We start from the raw sequence: 16,808 nt of genomic DNA on the forward strand, positions 1-16,808 counted from the left end.
CCGCGCCCTCTCTTCGAACCGACTATTTGGTCTTGGCCGCGATCTGTTCGGCCTGTGTGAGCACGCCGCGCAGGCTTTCGAAGTAGCCGGCGACCGCGTCGCGTTCGATCCTGATCTGCGAGAGGCGGTCTTCCGCATCGGCGACGAGGGCACGGGTGCGCTCCTCGGCATCGGCGATGAGCTTGCGTGCCTGCTCGTGCGCGGCCGCGATGCGGTCGCGTGCGTCGTCGTCGGCCTTGTCGCGGACGACCGCGATCTCGGAGCGCACCGCGGTCTCGAGTCGGTCGGCTTCGGCGCGGCTCTCGGAGGTGCGGGAGACGGCTTCGGCGAGTTCGGCGTTGGCATCTTCGAGGAACTTCTGCGTCTGCGAGACCGCCTCTTGGTGGGCGGTGAGCAGCTCCTGCTCGGCCTCGTCGCGCTTGGTGGAGATCTCGGACTCCAGGTCGAGGTGCGCCTTCTCGATCTCGCGTCGCATGCGGTTGACCTCGTGAGTGGTCTTCTTGCGCATCGCCGTGAGCTGGTTGTCGAGGTCGATGCGGCCCTGTTCGGACTCGGCGTCGAAGTCGGCGCGCGCCTGCTCCTGCTCGAGGGCAAGGTCTGCACGCATCTGGTCGAGGTCGGCCGCGTGCTTGGCACGGATGCGCTCGAGTTCGTGCTGCAGCTTCAGGCGGGCGGCCTCGGCCTCACGCTCGAGGTCGGTCTTGGCCTGCTCGCGCTGCTGCAGGAGTTCGGCGCGGATGCCTTCGAGCTCGCGGTCGAGGTCGGAGCGTGCCTGCTCGAGTTCGTGCACGAGGTCGGCGCGGCGCTCGGCGATCTCCGCATCGATCGCGGCACGCGCTTCGGCGGATTCGCGCTCGAGGTCGAGGCGTGCCTGCTCGGTCTCCGCGGCGAGGTCGATGCGAGCCTGATCGGTCTCACGGGCCAGGTCGGCGCGTGCGCGGTCGAGCTCGATGGCCACTTCGGCGCGGGTCTGCTCGGTCTCCTGGGTGAGGCCGGCAGCAGTCGAACGGGCGTCAGCGGCCTCGGCGTTCGCGGCGACCAGGATCTCGGATGCCTTGCGTTCGGCCGCGGCAGTCATCGCGGCGGACTCGCGCTTCGCACTCGTGCGGATCTCGGCGGTCTCGGTCGCGACGGCGCCACGGATCGCCGCAGCGTCACGGGCGGCGTCTTGCCGGAGCTGCTCACTCGACTCGTGCGAGCGGGAGACCATGTCGTCGGCTTCGGCCCTGGCGTTCTCGAGGATGCGGTTGGCCTGCGCACGCGCCTCGGTGAGGGTGCGCTCGGCGAGCTCGTGCGCGTCGGAGCGCATGAGGTGCGCCTCGTCTTCTGCAGAACGACGGAGCTTCTCTGCGTCGATATCGGCCTGGGCGATGAGGCGGGTCGACTGTTCTTCGGCGACGCGGAGCGTGTTCTCGAGCTTGGTGCCGAGTCCGGAGAAGGTTGGGCTTCCGACCTCTTCGAGTTCAGCGGTGAGTTCTTCAATACGGGCGAGGAGACGCTTGTTCTCCTTGACGCTGTCGGTGCCCTGGTTGTTCGCTGCGATGATGTCGCGGCGAAGTCCATTGATCGCCTTGTCGACCTCGTCTTTGTCGTATCCGCGGAACACTTGCGTGAACTCGGTCTCTTCGACGGCCATTCTTCCTCCGGGCTCGTTCCCGCGTTCGTGGGGGCGCATGCGGGATGTGCGTCCGATTCTACGGGTCGCGGGGTTGACGCGTAGAACACCGCTCGTCCAGCGAGCAGTTAGGAGTCTCCCAGACTCCGCCGATAGTGTGGAATGTCTTTGTCAGATGTCGCCGTTGGTGACAGTGGAGGTCAGTTCGTGCGCTTCGTCTTCGCAATCGTGGCGTTCATCGCCGCGGCCGTGATGATCGGGCTCGGCATCGCACAGCGCACGGTGTTCCTCGAGCCCGACCGCGTCTCGATGTCCGCCCAGCTCTCAGGCGGCGAGGCCGACTTCGTCGTGCTCGGTCCAGAGGCGTTGGCAGCTCATGACGGCAAGCAGACGATCACCGTGTCGGGCTCTCCGAAGGCGTACCTCTCTTACGGGCGAAGCTCTGATGTGGAGGCCTGGCTCGGCGAGACGCAGTACGTGGCCGTGGGGTATGACGCAGCCGCCGGCGAGCTGACCAACGAGATCGTCGTGGCCGACCCCGTCGACGACTCGGAGACGGCCACGCCACCGGCCACCACGACTCCGCCCGAGACGGTCGATGAGACGGCCGTCGTTCCCTCACCTGTCGGCTCCGACCTCTGGCTCGACGAATTCAGCGACAGCATGGTGCTCACCACGACGATCGACGTGCCCGATGGCATCTCGGTGCTGATCACGGCCGGCGGCGGCGACACCCTTCCCTCGCGCGTGAAGATCGACTGGCCGCTCGACAACGCCACGCCGTGGGCGGGTCCGCTCATCGTCGGCGGCGCACTCGTCTTCTTGCTGGGCATCGCGCTGCTTATCTCGGGGTTCGTGAACCACCGCCGTTCGCGAGGTCCTCGCCGCAACCTGTCGAAGGGGTCGCGAGGCAAGCTTCCGAGCGCCCCGAAACCGGGCCGTACCCAGATCGGTGGCGGCGGCGGTCGTCGCGCCATCGGCCGCGCCAGGCGTGTCGCGATCGTGCCGTTCCTCGTGATACCGGCACTCGCACTCAGCGCGTGTTCGTCCGACTACTGGCCGAGCTTCGACCAGGGCGCCGTCGAGACGACGGCTCCAGCCACGGATCTCGCGACCACGCCGGCGGACGAAGGCACGGGCGACGCAGAGGCCGAGGCGCAGCCGGCGGTGACGGTTCCGCAGATGGAGCGCATCATGCGTCGCGTCGCGGTGTTCGCCAACGAAGTCGATGCCTCGGGCGACGCGGCGGCTGCTGCGCAACGATTCACGGGGCCGGCGCTCGCGGCGCGCACCGCCAATTATGCGATCCGTGGCACTCTGGCCGAGCATCCCGCACCCTCGCCCATCCCGGCGTCGCCGCTCACATTGACGCTGCCGCAGCAGGCCACCGGCTGGCCGCGCACGGTGCTCACCATCGCGAAGAACGCCGATGATCCGACCATCGCACCGACGGCACTCGTGCTCGTGCAGCAGACGCCGCGCGAGAACTACCAGATCCTCTACGCGATGGCGCTCGCGCCCGATGCCGATGTTCCCGAGGTCGCACCGGCGTCCATCGGTGCTCCGCCCATCTCTCCGGAGTTCAAGGGTCTCGTGATGCCGACGGGCCAGGTCGCAGCGGCATATGCCGACATCCTGCTCAAGGGCGACGCCTCCGAGTTCGCGCCGATGTTCGACCCCGAGGGCGATGCGCTCAGGGAGCAACTCGGGGTGACCGGGCAACAGGCGACGAACGACCAGTTGCCCGCAACAGCCGACGCGACCTACTCGAACGCGGTCGGAGGCAGTCCGACGATTGCGCTTGCCACGAACGACGCCGGCGCGCTCGTGACCGTCTCGATCGAGCAGACCGAGAAGGTCGTTCCCAACGACGGCGGCACGATCGGATACGAGCCGGGGCCTGCCGCCGCATTGTCCGGCTTTGCCGACAAGAGCGCGAAGGGTGTGCAGCGCGTCATCGGCATCCAACTGCTCTTCTACGTCCCAGGCGTCGGCAACGACGCCGACGACCAGATCCGACTGCTCGGCTGGTCGGAAAGCCTCATCGGAGCATCGGAGATACCGTGACCAACCCGATTCCCCCCTCAGGCGCAGCGCTTCGCGGCGCGGTCGACCTGTCGGCCCTCGTGCAACGGCAGCCGCCGGCCGGTCAGGGCGAGCAAGGTGCGCACGCGGCATCCGGCCCGACCGATCAGATCGTCTTCGAGACGGATGACGCGGCGTTCGGCGCCACGCTCGAACTCTCGCGCACCGTGCCGGTCGTGGTCGCGCTCTGGGCGACCTGGAGTGAGCCGTCGAAGGCGCTGCTCGCCACGCTCGAACGCCTCGTTCGTGCGCGGGGCGGACGCCTGGTGCTCGCTGCGGCCGACGCCGATCGCAGCGCCCAGCTCGTGCAGGCGTTCCAGGCGCAGTCCATCCCGACGGTTGTCGCGGTGGTCGCCGGCCAGCCGGTGCCGCTCTTCGCAGGGGAGCAGCCCGACGAGGTCATCGACCAGGTGTTCGATCAGTTGCTCGAGCTCGCCGGTCAACACGGCGTGACCGGCAGCATCGAGCAGGGCGAGACCGGTGACGCTGCACCCGCTGAGCCGGTCGAGGAGCCGTTGCCTCCATTGCATCAAGAGGCGTACGACGCGATCGAGCGGGGCGACTTCGATGCCGCGGCATCCGCCTATCGCACGGCGATCGCGCAGGACCCCCGTGACACCCTGGCCGTGGCGGGGCTCGCTCAGGCGAACCTGCTCGGTCGGTTGCGAGGCAAGACCCTCGACGAGATCCGAAATGCTGCGGCAGCATCACCGGACGATCTCGGTGCCCAGCTCGACGTCGCCGACCTCGATCTGTCGGGCGGGCACATCGACGATGCGTTCGACCGGTTGCTGACGGTGTTCCCGAACCTCGATGCCGACGGCAAGAAGCTCGTGCGCGAGCGGCTCGTCGAGCTGTTCGAGGTCGTCGGCACCGACGACCCGAGAGTCGTCGCCGCGCGGCGACGGTTCACGAACCTCTTGTACTGAGGCGGGCGCGGGCGGGCGGATCTCGATACGTTCGCTTGCGCTCACTACTCGATCAATGATGTGTCGCCCGCCGGCGCTCGCTACTCGATCAACGTATGGTCGAGCGTGAACCAGACCGCTCCCAGCGGTGGCAGTGCGAATGACGCCGAGGCCGGTCGCCCCGCCCACGGCGTCGCGGTTGCATCGACCCCGCCGAGGTTGCCCACGCCCGAGCCGCCGAACTCCGCGGCATCCGAGTTCAGGAGTTCGCGCCAGCGGCCGGCAGTCGGCAGTCCCAGCCGGAAACCCTCGTGCGGCACTCCTGCGAAGTTCACGACGCAGAGCAGCGGACAACGCTCGCGGTCGTAGCGGAGAAACGCGATGACATTCTCGGCGGCGGCCCCGCCCTCGACCCACTCGAATCCGGCGTCGTCGTCATCGAGTTGCCACAGCGCCGGGGTCGCGCGATAGCCGCGGTTCAGCGCTCCGACGAACTCGGCGAGCTGTCGGTGGCTCGGCTGGTCGAGGATCCACCAATCGAGGCCACGCTCCTCGCTCCACTCGGAGAGCTGGCCGAACTCCTGCCCCATGAAGAGCAGTTGCTTGCCGGGGTGCGCCCACATGAAGGCGAGGTAGGCGCGCACGTTCGCGAGCTGCTGCCAGTGGTCGCCCGGCATCTTGCGAACGAGCGAGCCCTTGCCGTGCACGACCTCGTCGTGGCTGATCGGCAGCACGAAGTGCTCGCTGAACGCGTAGAGGAACGAGAAGGTAAGGTCGTGGTGGTGATGCGAGCGGTACATCGGGTCGTTCTGGATGTACTGCAGCGAATCGTGCATCCAGCCCATGTTCCACTTGTAGCCGAAGCCGAGCCCACCGGTCGAGGTCGGCGCGGTGACTCCGGGCCAACTCGTCGACTCCTCGGCGATCATGACGATGCCTGGATTGCGCTTGTACGCGGTCGCGGTCGCCTCCTGCAGAAAGGCGATCGCCTCGAGGTGCTCGCGGCCACCGTGGATGTTCGGCAGCCAGCCGCCCTCTTCGCGCGAGTAGTCGAGGTAGAGCATCGAGGCGACGGCGTCGACACGCAACCCGTCGACATGCATCTCCTCGAACCAGAAGAGGGCGTTCGCGACGAGGAAATTGCGCACCCGCGGGTTGCCGTAGTCGAACACGTAGGTGCCCCAGTCGAGCTGCTCGCCGCGGCGGGGGTCGGCGTGTTCGTAGAGCGGCTCGCCGTCGAAGCGGGCGAGTGCCCACTCGTCTTTCGGGAAGTGCCCGGGCACCCAGTCCATGATGACGCCGACGCCGGCACCGTGCAGTCGGTCGATGAGGTACTTGAGATCGTCGGGGGAGCCGAACCGGCTGGTCACCGCGTAGTATCCGGTCACCTGATAGCCCCACGAACCGCCGAACGGATGCTCCGCGAGGGGCATGAACTCGACGTGCGTGTAACCCAGCCAATCGAGGTACTCGATGAGCTCGTCGGCGACGTCGCGGTATCCCTTGCCGGGGCGCCAGGAGCCGAGGTGCAGTTCGTAGATGCTCATGGGCAGCGAATGGAGGTCGGTGCGGGCGCGCCGCGACATCCAGTCGTCGTCGCCCCAGTCGTGATCGCTCACCGACACCACGGAAGCGGTCGCGGGAGCGACCTCCGCCTCTCGTGCCATCGGGTCGGCCTTCATGACCCAGTCGCCCGAGGCCGTGAGCAGCTCGAACTTGTAGATCGCGCCGGGCTCGACGTCGGGGATGAAGAGTTCCCAGATGCCGGTCGCGCCCATGCTGCGCATGGCATGTCCCGACCCGTCCCAACGGTTGAACACTCCGACGACCCGCGCAGCGCGGGCGCGCGGCGCCCACACGGTGAAGGCGGTGCCATGAACGCTGCCTGCGACGCCCCAATGGTCGCGATGGTGCGCGCCGAGCACATGCCAGAGCTGTTCGTGCCGCCCCTCGTCGATCAGGTGCAGGTCGAGCTCGCCGATGGTGGGCGCGAAGCGGTACGGGTCGTCGCTCGTCCACTCCGCATCTTCCGTGTAGCGGGCGTGGATGCGATAGTCGATCGGTCCGAATGCTCCGGCGCCGACCCAGATGCCGTGGCCGACGTGCGCGAGGGTGAGCACCTCGCCGCCGTCGAGCAGGGCTTCGACAGATTCGGCGAGCGGGCGTCGGGTGCGGATCACCGTGAGCGGCCCCTCGAGCTGCGATTCGTCGAATCCATGCTGTCCGAGCACCGAGTGCGGATCGGGGTGCCGCCCCTCGGCGACGGCCGCGAGCACCTCGTCGGCGATGACGGGTGCGGTGAGTGGTTCAGGCATCCGTGCCCCTTCTCACGTACAGAATGTGCGCGGGTCGCGTGAAGGCGTCGAGTCGCACGTAGTTGGATGCGCCCCAGCGCCATCGTTCGCCGGTCACGAGTTCTTCGACCTCGAATGTGCTGCCGGCTTCGAGGCCCAGTGCTTCGAGATCGAGGTGCACGGTGGTCTCCCGCACCGAGTGCGGGTCGACGTTCGCGACGACGATGATCGTGTCATCGGTGCCGTGCCGTGCCCCGCTGCCGGTGAATCGTGCCTCGAGGTGCTTCGAGTAGACGAGCACCGAATCGTCGTCGCTGGCATGGAAGCTGATGTTGCGGAGCTGGCCGAGCGCAGGATGCTCCGCCCGAATGCGGTTGAGGATGCCGAGGTAGAGCGCCAGCGAGCGGCCCTCCCGCTCGGCGGCGGCGAAGTCGCGCGGCTTGTACTCGTACTTCTCGTTGTCGATGGCCTCTTCGGCGCCGGGTCGCGCCACCGACTCGAAATGCTCGAACCCCGCGTAGACGCCCCAGAGCGGCGCGGCCGTTGCGGCGATCGTCGCGCGCACCGTGAATGCGGCCGGACCGCCGAACTGCAGGTACTCGGTGAGGATGTCGGGGGTGTTCACGAAGAGGTTCGGGCGCATGAAATCGGCCGTCTCCTGCGACACCGAGGCGAGGAACTCCTCGAGTTCGGCCTTCGTGTTGCGCCAGGTGAAGTACGAGTACGACTGCTGGAAGCCGACCATCGCGAGGGCCTGCATCATCGCGGGTCGAGTGAACGCCTCGGCGAGGAAGATCACGCCTGGGTCATCGGCGTTCACTGCGCCGAGCAGCCGCTCCCAGAAGGCGAGCGGCTTCGTGTGCGGGTTGTCGACCCGGAAGATGCGCACGCCCTGTTTCATCCAGTGCCGAACGACGCGCAGCACCTCGTCGAAGAGCCGTGCCGGGTCGTCGTCGAAGTTCACGGGGTAGATGTCCTGGTACTTCTTCGGCGGGTTCTCCGCGTACCGGATCGTGCCGTCGGGCAGCTGCGTGAACCACTCGGGATGCGCGCTCACCCACGGATGGTCGGGTGAGGCCTGCAGGGCGAGGTCGAGCGCGACCTCGATGCCGAGTGCGGCCGCGCGGCGCACGAAGGCCCGGAAGTCGGCGAGCGTGCCGAGGTCGGGGTGGATCGCGTCGTGGCCGCCCGGGGTGCCGTCGGCGAGTGGCCCGCCGATCGCCCACGGCGAGCCGGGGTCGTGCGGCCCGGCGGCGAGGGTGTTGTTGCGTCCCTTGCGGTTGGTGACGCCGATCGGATGGATCGGCGGCAGGTAGACGACGTCGAAGCCCATCGCGGCGACGCCGTCGAGGCGCTTGGCCGCAGAGCGGAACGTGCCCGACTTCCAGCTGCCGTCCTTCAGCTGCTTCGCCCCCTCCGACCTCGGGAAGAACTCGTACCAGGAGCCGACGCCGGCGCGGCGACGCTCGACGAGGATCGTGCGCTCGGGGGAATCGGTCGAGAGCCGCGCGAGCGGGTGGGCGTCGAACTCGTCGAATGCGGGGTCGTCGATGAGGGCTCGACGTTCGGCGACGGATGCCTCGCGGTCGCGCAACCCGGCGGCCAGGGTCGTGAGGCGCCGGCGAGCCGCGAGCGGCCGGGTCTTCTCGGCGACCGCCCGATCGACGAGGCGCGCTCCGATCTCGAACATCAGCTCGGTGTCGACGCCGGCGTCGACCTTGAGCGCGGCATCGTGGCGCCAGGTCGAGATCTCGTCGTCGAATCCCGTGACGCGCCAGCGCCACTCGCCGATCGTGTCGAGGAGGACTTCGGCCTCCCACCGGTCGGTGCCGGCCGCCAGCGGAGACATCCGCTCGCTGTGCGTCTGGCCCGACGGGCTCGTGATGACGAGCATCGCGCCCACCTGGTCGTGCCCCTCGCGAAACACCGTCGCACGGAACGGCACGACTTCGCCCTCGAAGGCGCGCGGTCGCCACCGTTCGTCGGGCACGGCTGGGGTGAGCCGGGTCACTGGGATCCGGCCGGCGAGCACAGGGCTGGACGTCACGGTTCGACCGTAGCGCGTTTGCGCTGATCGAGCCGGTCGAAACGTGCGCCTGCGCGCGTGCCGCCGTTCACACGCTCGACATGCTCTCGACCTAGGGTTGAGCCGTGAAGCCGATTCGCAAGTTCACCGTTCGCGCCGTCGTTCCCGGCTCGCTCTCTTCGCTCGAAGAGCTCGCCGCCAATCTGCGCTGGTCGTGGCACGAGCCCACTCGTCGCCTGTTCCAGCACATCGACCCCGAGCTGTGGCGCACCTCCGAGCGCGATCCGGTCGCGTTTCTCGGCGAGGTCGACCCGGCGCGTCTCGACGAGTTGGCCGTCGACGGCGGTTACGTCGAGTGGGCCGAACGCGAGCGGGCGGGCCTTCGCGAGTACCTCGCGGAGCCGCGATGGTTCCAGTCGCTCGGCGCCGAGGCGCCGCGAACGATCGCGTATCTCTCGCCCGAGTTCGGCATCACCGCGGCGTTGCCCCAGTACTCGGGCGGTCTCGGTATCCTCGCGGGCGACCATCTGAAGGCGGCATCCGACCTCGGCGTGCCCCTCGTCGGCGTCGGGCTCTTCTACAAGGCGGGGTACTTCTCGCAGTCGATCTCGCCCGATGGCTGGCAACAGGAGCGTTACCCGGTGCTCGACCCCGATGGCCTGCCGCTCTCGGTGCTGCGCGGCGCAGACGGCGCACCGGTGCAGGTGACGCTCGCGCTTCCCGACGACCGTTCGCTGTACGCGCGCGTGTGGAAGGCCGACGTCGGCCGCATTCCGCTCCTGCTGCTGGACACCGACATCCCGGCCAATGCCGACGAGCTGCGTTCGGTCACCGATCGGCTCTACGGCGGCGGTGGCGAGCACCGACTGCTGCAGGAGCTGTTGCTCGGCATCGGCGGCGCCCGTGCGGTGCGGGCGTGGACTGAGCTCAGCGGACGCCCCGCTCCCGACGTGTTCCATATGAACGAGGGACATGCTGGGTTCCTGGGGCTCGAGCGCATCGCCACCTACATCGGTGAGGGGCTCACATTCGCCGAGGCGCTGCAACTCGTGCGTGCCGGTACGGTCTTCACGACGCACACGCCCGTGCCCGCCGGCATCGACCGCTTCGACCGGGCGCTCGTCGAACGGTACCTCTCGAGTTCGCTGCTGCCCGGTGTCGACCCCGCCGATGCGCTCGCCCTCGGCGTCGAACCCGGTGCCGATCCGGAGACGAGTGCGTTCAACATGGCCGTCATGGGTCTGCGGCTCGCCCAGCATGCGAACGGCGTCTCGAAACTGCACGGCGAGGTGAGCCGGCGCATGTTCGGCGAGCTGTGGCCCGGCTTCGACTCCGACGAGGTGCCGATCACGTCGATCACGAACGGCGTGCATGCGCCGACGTGGACGGACCCTGCACTGCTCGACCTCGCCGAGACGACGCTCGGCACGGGCGACACCGAGCACGCCGACTGGCGAAGCCCCGCGCTCACCGACGGCGAGTTCTGGGCGGTCAAGCGAAGGATGCGTCAACAGCTCGTCGACGATGCGCGCAGGCGTCTCGCGGCGGCGTGGCGGGAACAGCACTCGGGTGCCGAGCCGCCGAAGTGGGTGTTCCAGGTGCTCGACCCTGACACGCTCACGGTCGGCTTCGCCCGCCGAGTGCCGACCTACAAGCGACTCACGCTCATGCTCGCCGACCCCGAGCGACTGAAGTCGATCCTCACGAACCCCGAGCGGCCCGTGCAGTTCGTGATCGCCGGCAAGTCGCACCCGGCCGACGATGAGGGCAAACGGCTCATCCAGCAGCTCGTGCAGTTCGCGCAGCAGCCCGAGTTGCGTGGGCGCATCGTATTCCTGCCCGATTACGACATGGGCATGGCCGAGATCCTCTACCCGGGGTGCGATGTCTGGCTGAACAATCCCTTGCGCCCCCTCGAGGCGTGCGGTACCTCGGGTATGAAGGCGGCCATGAACGGCGCGCTCAACTTGTCGATCCTCGACGGTTGGTGGGCCGAATTCGCGAGCGAGGACTCCGGTTGGGTGATCCCGTCGGCCGATTCCGCGGGCGACGCGGGTGAGCGCGACGCGCTCGAGGCGGCCGCCCTCTACGACCTCCTCGAACACCGGGTCGCGACGAGGTACTACGAGCGCGACGTCGACGCGGTACCGGTCGAGTGGGTGCGCCGGGTGCGCACCACCCTCGCGACCCTCGCTCCCGAACTCGGCGCCGATCGCATGGTGCGCGAGTACGTCGAGCGTCTGTACCGGCCGGCGGCCGAGCACTTCGCCCACGTCTCCGCCGAGGGCGCACGCGGTGCACGAGAGCTCTCGGCGTGGAGCGCGAGAGTGCGAGCGGCGTGGGCCGGTGTGCAGGTCGCGCACGTCGAGTCGGGCGGTGTCGATGCGCCGCACGTCGGCGACGAGCTGCACTTGCGCGCCTACATCGCACTCGGCGAGCTCTCGCCCGACGACGTCACCGTCGAGGTCGTCTACGGTCGCAGCCGTGCCGACGACACGATCGACGCCGTACAGTGGGCCGCGCTCGATCCGGCGACGGATGCCTCGGCGGCCACGGTCTCGCCGGGCCAGCACCTGTACACGGGCACCGTCGTGCTCGACCGGCCGGGGGCGTTCGGGTACACGGTACGCGTGGTGCCGCGGCATCCACTGCTCTTGTCGACGGCGGAACTCGGCCTCGTGGCCGTCGCGAGCTGAGCCCGGTCGTTGCGAGCTGAAGCTCAGCGAGCGCGGGCGATGGGCGCGGCGCGGCCATGGGTGGCGGCGAGCAGGTCGTCGGGGGCGAGTTCGAGGTCGAGGCCGCGCCGCCCGCCCGAGACGTAGATCGTCTCGCAGAGCATCGCCGATTCGTCGAGCACGGTCGCGAGCGCAGTCTTCTGCCCGATGGGGCTGATGCCGCCGACGACGTACCCGGTCTTCCGTTCGGCGAGGGCGGGGTCCGCCATCTCTGCACGCTTGCCACCGAGCGCAGCGGCGAACGTCTTCAGGTCGAGTTGCATGGCGACGGGAACGATGCCGACGGCCAAGGCGCCATCCACGTTCGCGAGCAGGGTTTTGAACACCCGGTCGGGATCGAGGCCGAGTTTCTCGGCTGCTTCGAGGCCGTAGGCGCCGGCACGGGGATCGTGGTCGTATGCGTGCGCAGTGAAGGTGACGCCTGCCCGGGTGAGAGCGAGTGTGGCGGGCGTGCTCGCCGAGGCATCCGCTCGTTTGGCCATCACTCGCGGCCCTCGGCACGGTAGAGGCGCATCGATTGGGCATCGACGTCGACGCGGCCGCCTGGCGCGACTGTCGGCGTGCCGGCGGCCGGTGGCGCTTCGTCTGCCGAGTCCCAGAGCAGGGCGTAGCCGCTGACGCCCTCGTGTTCGGGCAGCACGACGACGGCGGTCGACTCGTGCGCGTGCACGACGAGGAGGATCTGGTTGAACGCCTCGGTCTCGGGCGTCGAGGCGGCGAGGTACTGCAGGGTGCGCTCTGCGGGGGAGTTCCAGTCTTCGATGTCCATCGACTCGCCGTCGGCGTTGAACCAGTCCATGCGGGTGGCGCTCGGTGTTCGCTCGCCGAGGCGACCGAACCGCACCGGTCGAAGCGCGGGGTTCGCGGCGCGGATCCGGATGAGGTGGCGCGCCGTCGCGAGGAGTTCTGGGCCGAACGGAGCCCGCTCGGCCGGATCCCAGGCGAGCCAGGTGAGCGGCGAGTCGTGACAGTAGGCGTTGTTGTTGCCGCGCTGGCTGCGGCCGAACTCGTCGCCCGCGGTGATCATCGGCACGCCCGCCGAGAGCAGCAGGGTACCGAGCAGGTTCCGGATGCTGCGCCGGCGTGCCGCCCGAATGGCGGGGTCGGCCGCCTCACCCTCGACCCCGTGGTTGTAGGAGTTGTTCGAGTCGGTGCCGTCGCGGTTGCCCTCGCCGTTGCCCTGATTGTGCTTCGTGTCGTAGGCGGTGAGGTCGGCGAGCGTGAATCCGTCGTGCGAGGTCACGAAATTCAGGCTCGCGAGCGGCCCCCGATCGGCCGAGAAGGTGTTCGACGAGCCCGCGAGCCGCGTCGCGAAGCGGCCGATGCCGCTGCCGGTCGAACCGGTCTCGCGCTCACGACGCAGGTCGCCGAGCCAGAAGTCGCGCATCCAGTCGCGATAGCGGTCGTTCCATTCGGAGAAGCCCGCCGGGAAGTTTCCGGTCTGCCAGCCGCCGGGTCCGACATCCCACGGCTCGGCGATGAGCTTCGTGCTGCCGAGCACCGGGTCGTCGAGCATCGCGCGCAGCAGCGGGTGCTCGGGTGTGAACGCCTCGTGGTCGTCACGACCGAGCGTCGCGGCGAGGTCGAGCCGGAACCCGTCGACCTGCAACTCCTCGGCGAAGTACCGCATCGAGTCGAGCACGAGGCGCTGCGGTGCATCGGCCCCGAAGTCGAGGCTGTTGCCGCATCCGGTCGTGTCGACGTAGCGCCCGTGGGCGTCGTGGCGGTAGTAGGCGGCGTTGTCGATGCCGCGGAACGAGTAGGTCGGCCCCTCGCGCCCCTCTTCGGCCGTGTGGTTGTAGACGACGTCGAGCACGACTTCGAGGCCGGCCTCGTGCAGGCGCCGAACCATGCCGGCGAACTCCCGCCGCACGGCGACGGCCCCCTCGGCCTGTGCCGCAGCACTCGCATAGGGCGCGTGCGTCGCGAAGAACGCAAGCGTGTTGTAGCCCCAGTAGTTGAGCTTGCCCTGGCGCACGAGCCGTTGTTCGGTGACGAAGGCCTGCGCGGGCAGGAGCTCGACCGTCGTGACGCCGAGCCCCGTGAGGTACTCGAGCGATGCGTCGTGCGCGAGCCCTGCGTAGGTGCCGCGCAGCGCCTCGGGAATCGCCGGGTTGAGCTTGGAGAACCCTCGCACGTGGGCCTCGTAGACGACGGTGCGGTCGAGCGGCACTCGGGGCTTCGCCGAGTCGCCCCACTCGAAACCCGTCGCCGTGAGCGAATCGAGGGCGACGCCGCGCCATGAGCCGTCGTCGGCGCGGGCGAGTCCGCGGGCGTAGGGGTCGAGCAGCGTGTGCACCGGGTTGAACGCGTGATCGATGCCGGCGGGTCCGTCGACGCGGAGCCCGTAGCGCGCTCCGGCTCGCAGAGCGGTCGACTCACCCTGCCAGACGCCGTGCGCGTCGCGCGTGAGCGGAGTCCGTGCGACCGCCCAGTCGAGGTCGTCGGCGTCGAAGACGACGAGATCGACGGATGTCGCGTGCTGCGACCACACTCGGGCGACCCCGCCGTCGGCATCTGCCCGAACACCGAGGTCGTGCAGGGGATCGCGCTCAGGCATGCGTTCTACAGTAGTTCGTGGAGGCGACACGCCTGCAAGCGTGTACGTGCGCGTGTTCGCACGCACTCGGTCATCAAGGCAATCATCAGGGTTGGAGGTCGCATGGTCTATCTCGACCACGCAGCGACGACCCCGATGCTGCCCGAGGCCATCGAGGCGCTGACCGCCGCGCTCGCCGTGGTCGGCAACCCCTCGTCGATCCACAGCGCCGGCCAGCGGGCCAAACGACTCCTCGAGGAGTCGCGCGAACGCGTTGCGGCGACGCTCGGCGCCGACGGCATCGAAGTGGTCTTCACGGGCAACGGCACCGAGGCCGTCAATTTGGCGATCAAGGGCATCTGGTGGCAACGGCGAACGAATGCGGGGGCGGTAGCGGCACGCACGCGCATCCTGGTGCCGGCGGGCGAGCACCACGCCACCGTCGACACGGTGGAATGGCTCGCGACCCACGAAGATGCCGATGTGGTCGAGATCCCGCTCGACGAGGTGGGCAGGGTGCGCCTCGACGTGCTCGCCGCCGAGCTGTCGCGGGGTGCCTCATCCGTGGCACTCGTGACGATGCTCTGGGCCAACAACGAGGTCGGCACCATCCAGCCCGTCGAGGAGGTCGCACGTCTGACCGCGCGAGCCGGCGTGCCACTGCACGTCGACGCGATCTCGGCCTACGGGCAGGTGCCGATCGACTTCCACGACATCAGGCGGTCGACGGATGCCCCGCGGGGCGCCGGGCTCGTCGCGCTCAGCGTCTCGGCGCACAAGATCGGCGGCCCCGCCGGCATCGGCGCGCTCGTGCTCGACCGCTCCGCGGCCGTCGAGCCGCTCATCCACGGCGGCGGGCAGCAGCGCAAGGTGCGCTCGGGCACGCAAGACGTCGCTGCAGCAGCTTCGTTCGCAGCGGCGGCATCCGTCGTGGCCTCTCATCTCGACGCCGATGCGGCGCGCATGGCCACGCTCCGCGACCGACTGATCGCGAGCACGCTCGACACGGTGCCCGAAGCGCGACTCTCCGGGGATGCCGCCGCTCACGGCCGCCTGCCCGGCAACGCGCACTTCTCGTTCCCCGGCTGCGAGGGCGACTCGCTCCTGTTCCTCCTCGATGCGGCCGGGGTCGCCGTCTCGACGGGCTCGGCGTGCCAGGCAGGCGTGCCCGAACCCTCCCACGTGCTGATGGCCATGGGTCGCTCCGAGTCCGACGCGCGCGGGGCCCTCCGCATCACGATCGGCCACGCTTCGACCGACGCCGACGTCGATGCGTTCCTTGCGGCACTGCCGGCCGCGCACGTCCAAGCGGTTCGCGCCGGTCTCGCCGCGCGTGCCACCTCCTTCGACCGCTGACCCATCGAGCGGCCGGGGTGCGAGGCATCCGGTCAGGCAGTCATGCTTAGACTGGAACGCGTGAAGGTACTCGCAGCGATGAGCGGCGGCGTTGACAGCGCCGTTGCCGCTGCGCGCGCCGTCGAGGCCGGCCACGAGGTCGTCGGCGTGCATCTCGCGCTCAGCCGCATGCCCGGCACCCTGCGCACCGGCAGCCGCGGCTGCTGCACGATCGAAGACTCGATGGACGCGCAGCGGGCGGCCAACGTGCTCGGCATCCCGTATTACGTCTGGGACTTCTCCGAGCGGTTCAAGGCCGACGTCGTCGACGACTTCATCGCCGAGTACTCCGCGGGTCGCACCCCGAACCCCTGCATGCGCTGCAACGAGCGCATCAAGTTCGCGGCGCTGCTCGAGAAGGCGCTCGCGCTCGGCTTCGACGCGGTGGCCACCGGCCACTACGCCAAGATCGTGACGGATGCCGCGGGCAACCGTGAGCTCCACCGTGCGAGTGCCGAGGCGAAAGACCAGAGCTATGTGCTCGGGGTGCTCACCGCCGAGCAGCTCGCGCACGCGTATTTCCCGCTCGGCGATACGCCGTCGAAGACGCTCGTGCGCGCCGAGGCCGCCGAACGCGGTCTCTCGGTCGCGCAGAAGCCCGACTCCTACGACATCTGCTTCATCCCCGACGGAGACACGAAGGGCTGGCTCGCCGAGCGCGTCGGCACCGAGACGGGCGACATCGTCGACCGCACCGGCGCCGTGGTGGGGTCGCACGAGGGCGCGCACGCGTTCACCGTCGGCCAGCGCCGCGGCATGCGACTCGGCACCCCGGCCGCCGACGGCAAGCCGCGCTTCGTGCTCGAGGTGCGCCCGAAAGAGAACACCGTCGTGGTCGGACCGAAAGCGGCACTCGCGATCGGGCTCATCGCCGGGTCGCGGTTCTCATGGGCCGGGCTCGCGCCCGCCGACCTGTCGACCCCGTTCGAGTGCGAGGTGCAGATCCGCGCGCACGCCGACCCCGTGCCGGCGGTCGCCGAGCTCTTCGACGGCGAGTTCGTGGTGACGCCGGGGCATCCGCTCGATGGAGTGGCGCCCGGCCAGACCGCGGTGATCTACGTCGGTACGCGGGTGCTCGGCCAGTTCACGATCGACCGCACGGTGAGCGCCGTGCCGGTCGACGCGTAGCCCCGGACAGGCTCGCCTCGACGGCCAGCATCGCGTAGATTCGCGCTGGCGCTACCCCCGGCGCCGCGTCAATGACGAGGAGT

General features: G+C 69.1%; 10 protein-coding genes. 5 read left to right on the top strand and 5 right to left on the bottom strand.

Going from position 1 to position 16,808, the window contains the following annotated elements:
* Positions 1–22: 22 nt before the first annotated feature.
* Positions 23–1,636: a DivIVA domain-containing protein gene (locus AC1C2S_RS16495; RefSeq protein ID WP_495353692.1), complete on the bottom strand. Its 1,614-nt coding sequence runs from the start codon at positions 1,634–1,636 to the stop codon at positions 23–25.
* Positions 1,637–1,777: 141 nt separating this feature from the next.
* Between AC1C2S_RS16495 and AC1C2S_RS16500 the strand changes: the two genes are divergently transcribed.
* Both AC1C2S_RS16500 and AC1C2S_RS16505 read left to right on the top strand, forming a co-directional pair.
* On the top strand, positions 1,778–3,682 hold the full coding sequence (locus tag AC1C2S_RS16500; protein WP_495353693.1) for a DUF8094 domain-containing protein: 1,905 nt from the start codon (positions 1,778–1,780) through the stop codon (positions 3,680–3,682).
* The gene (locus tag AC1C2S_RS16505; protein WP_495353694.1) at positions 3,679–4,629 is read left to right on the top strand and encodes a co-chaperone YbbN; all 951 of its coding nucleotides are present in this window, start codon (positions 3,679–3,681) and stop codon (positions 4,627–4,629) included. The genes AC1C2S_RS16500 and AC1C2S_RS16505 overlap by 4 nt, the downstream gene beginning before the upstream one ends.
* Positions 4,630–4,709: 80 nt before the next feature.
* Here the strand turns inward: AC1C2S_RS16505 and glgB are convergent, their stop codons facing one another.
* Together glgB and AC1C2S_RS16515 are read right to left on the bottom strand one after the other, a co-directional pair.
* Positions 4,710–6,923 carry a 1,4-alpha-glucan branching protein GlgB gene (glgB, locus tag AC1C2S_RS16510; protein WP_495353695.1) on the bottom strand — a complete coding sequence of 738 codons (2,214 nt, stop codon included), beginning with the start codon at positions 6,921–6,923 and terminating at the stop codon, positions 4,710–4,712.
* Positions 6,916–8,949, bottom strand: a complete 2,034-nt coding sequence (locus AC1C2S_RS16515) for an alpha-1,4-glucan--maltose-1-phosphate maltosyltransferase (protein ID WP_495353696.1) — start codon at positions 8,947–8,949, stop codon at positions 6,916–6,918. The genes glgB and AC1C2S_RS16515 overlap by 8 nt, the downstream gene beginning before the upstream one ends.
* Positions 8,950–9,053: 104 nt before the next feature.
* On the opposite strand from AC1C2S_RS16515, the gene glgP reads away from it, so the two are divergent.
* A complete protein-coding gene (gene glgP / locus AC1C2S_RS16520; protein WP_495353697.1) occupies positions 9,054–11,624 on the top strand; it encodes an alpha-glucan family phosphorylase in 2,571 nt (856 codons plus the stop codon).
* Between the two features lie 23 nt (positions 11,625–11,647).
* Here the strand turns inward: glgP and ybaK are convergent, their stop codons facing one another.
* Both ybaK and glgX read right to left on the bottom strand, forming a co-directional pair.
* Complete coding sequence (gene ybaK / locus AC1C2S_RS16525; protein ID WP_495353698.1) at positions 11,648–12,145, bottom strand: Cys-tRNA(Pro) deacylase; 498 nt, start codon at positions 12,143–12,145, stop codon at positions 11,648–11,650.
* A complete protein-coding gene (gene glgX / locus AC1C2S_RS16530) occupies positions 12,145–14,223 on the bottom strand; it encodes a glycogen debranching protein GlgX (RefSeq protein ID WP_495353699.1) in 2,079 nt (692 codons plus the stop codon). Before glgX ends, ybaK begins: the two co-directional genes overlap by 1 nt.
* A 102-nt stretch (positions 14,224–14,325) precedes the next feature.
* Between glgX and AC1C2S_RS16535 the strand changes: the two genes are divergently transcribed.
* Together AC1C2S_RS16535 and mnmA are read left to right on the top strand one after the other, a co-directional pair.
* Positions 14,326–15,558: a cysteine desulfurase family protein gene (locus AC1C2S_RS16535; RefSeq protein WP_495353700.1), complete on the top strand. Its 1,233-nt coding sequence runs from the start codon at positions 14,326–14,328 to the stop codon at positions 15,556–15,558.
* Positions 15,559–15,618: 60 nt separating this feature from the next.
* A complete protein-coding gene (gene mnmA, locus AC1C2S_RS16540; RefSeq protein WP_495353701.1) occupies positions 15,619–16,725 on the top strand; it encodes a tRNA 2-thiouridine(34) synthase MnmA in 1,107 nt (368 codons plus the stop codon).
* Positions 16,726–16,808: the final 83 nt, after the last annotated feature.

The organism is Agromyces sp. Y782, from assembly GCF_059445405.1.

Coding starts and splice junctions, on each gene's coding strand:
- AC1C2S_RS16495 (WP_495353692.1), bottom strand. CDS start 1,636: ATGGCCGTCGAAGAGACCGAGTTCACGCAAGTGTTCCGCGGATACGAC.
- AC1C2S_RS16535 (WP_495353700.1), top strand. CDS start 14,326: ATGGTCTATCTCGACCACGCAGCGACGACCCCGATGCTGCCCGAGGCC.
- ybaK (WP_495353698.1), bottom strand. CDS start 12,145: ATGGCCAAACGAGCGGATGCCTCGGCGAGCACGCCCGCCACACTCGCT.
- glgX (WP_495353699.1), bottom strand. CDS start 14,223: ATGCCTGAGCGCGATCCCCTGCACGACCTCGGTGTTCGGGCAGATGCC.
- glgB (WP_495353695.1), bottom strand. CDS start 6,923: ATGCCTGAACCACTCACCGCACCCGTCATCGCCGACGAGGTGCTCGCG.
- AC1C2S_RS16500 (WP_495353693.1), top strand. CDS start 1,778: ATGTCTTTGTCAGATGTCGCCGTTGGTGACAGTGGAGGTCAGTTCGTG.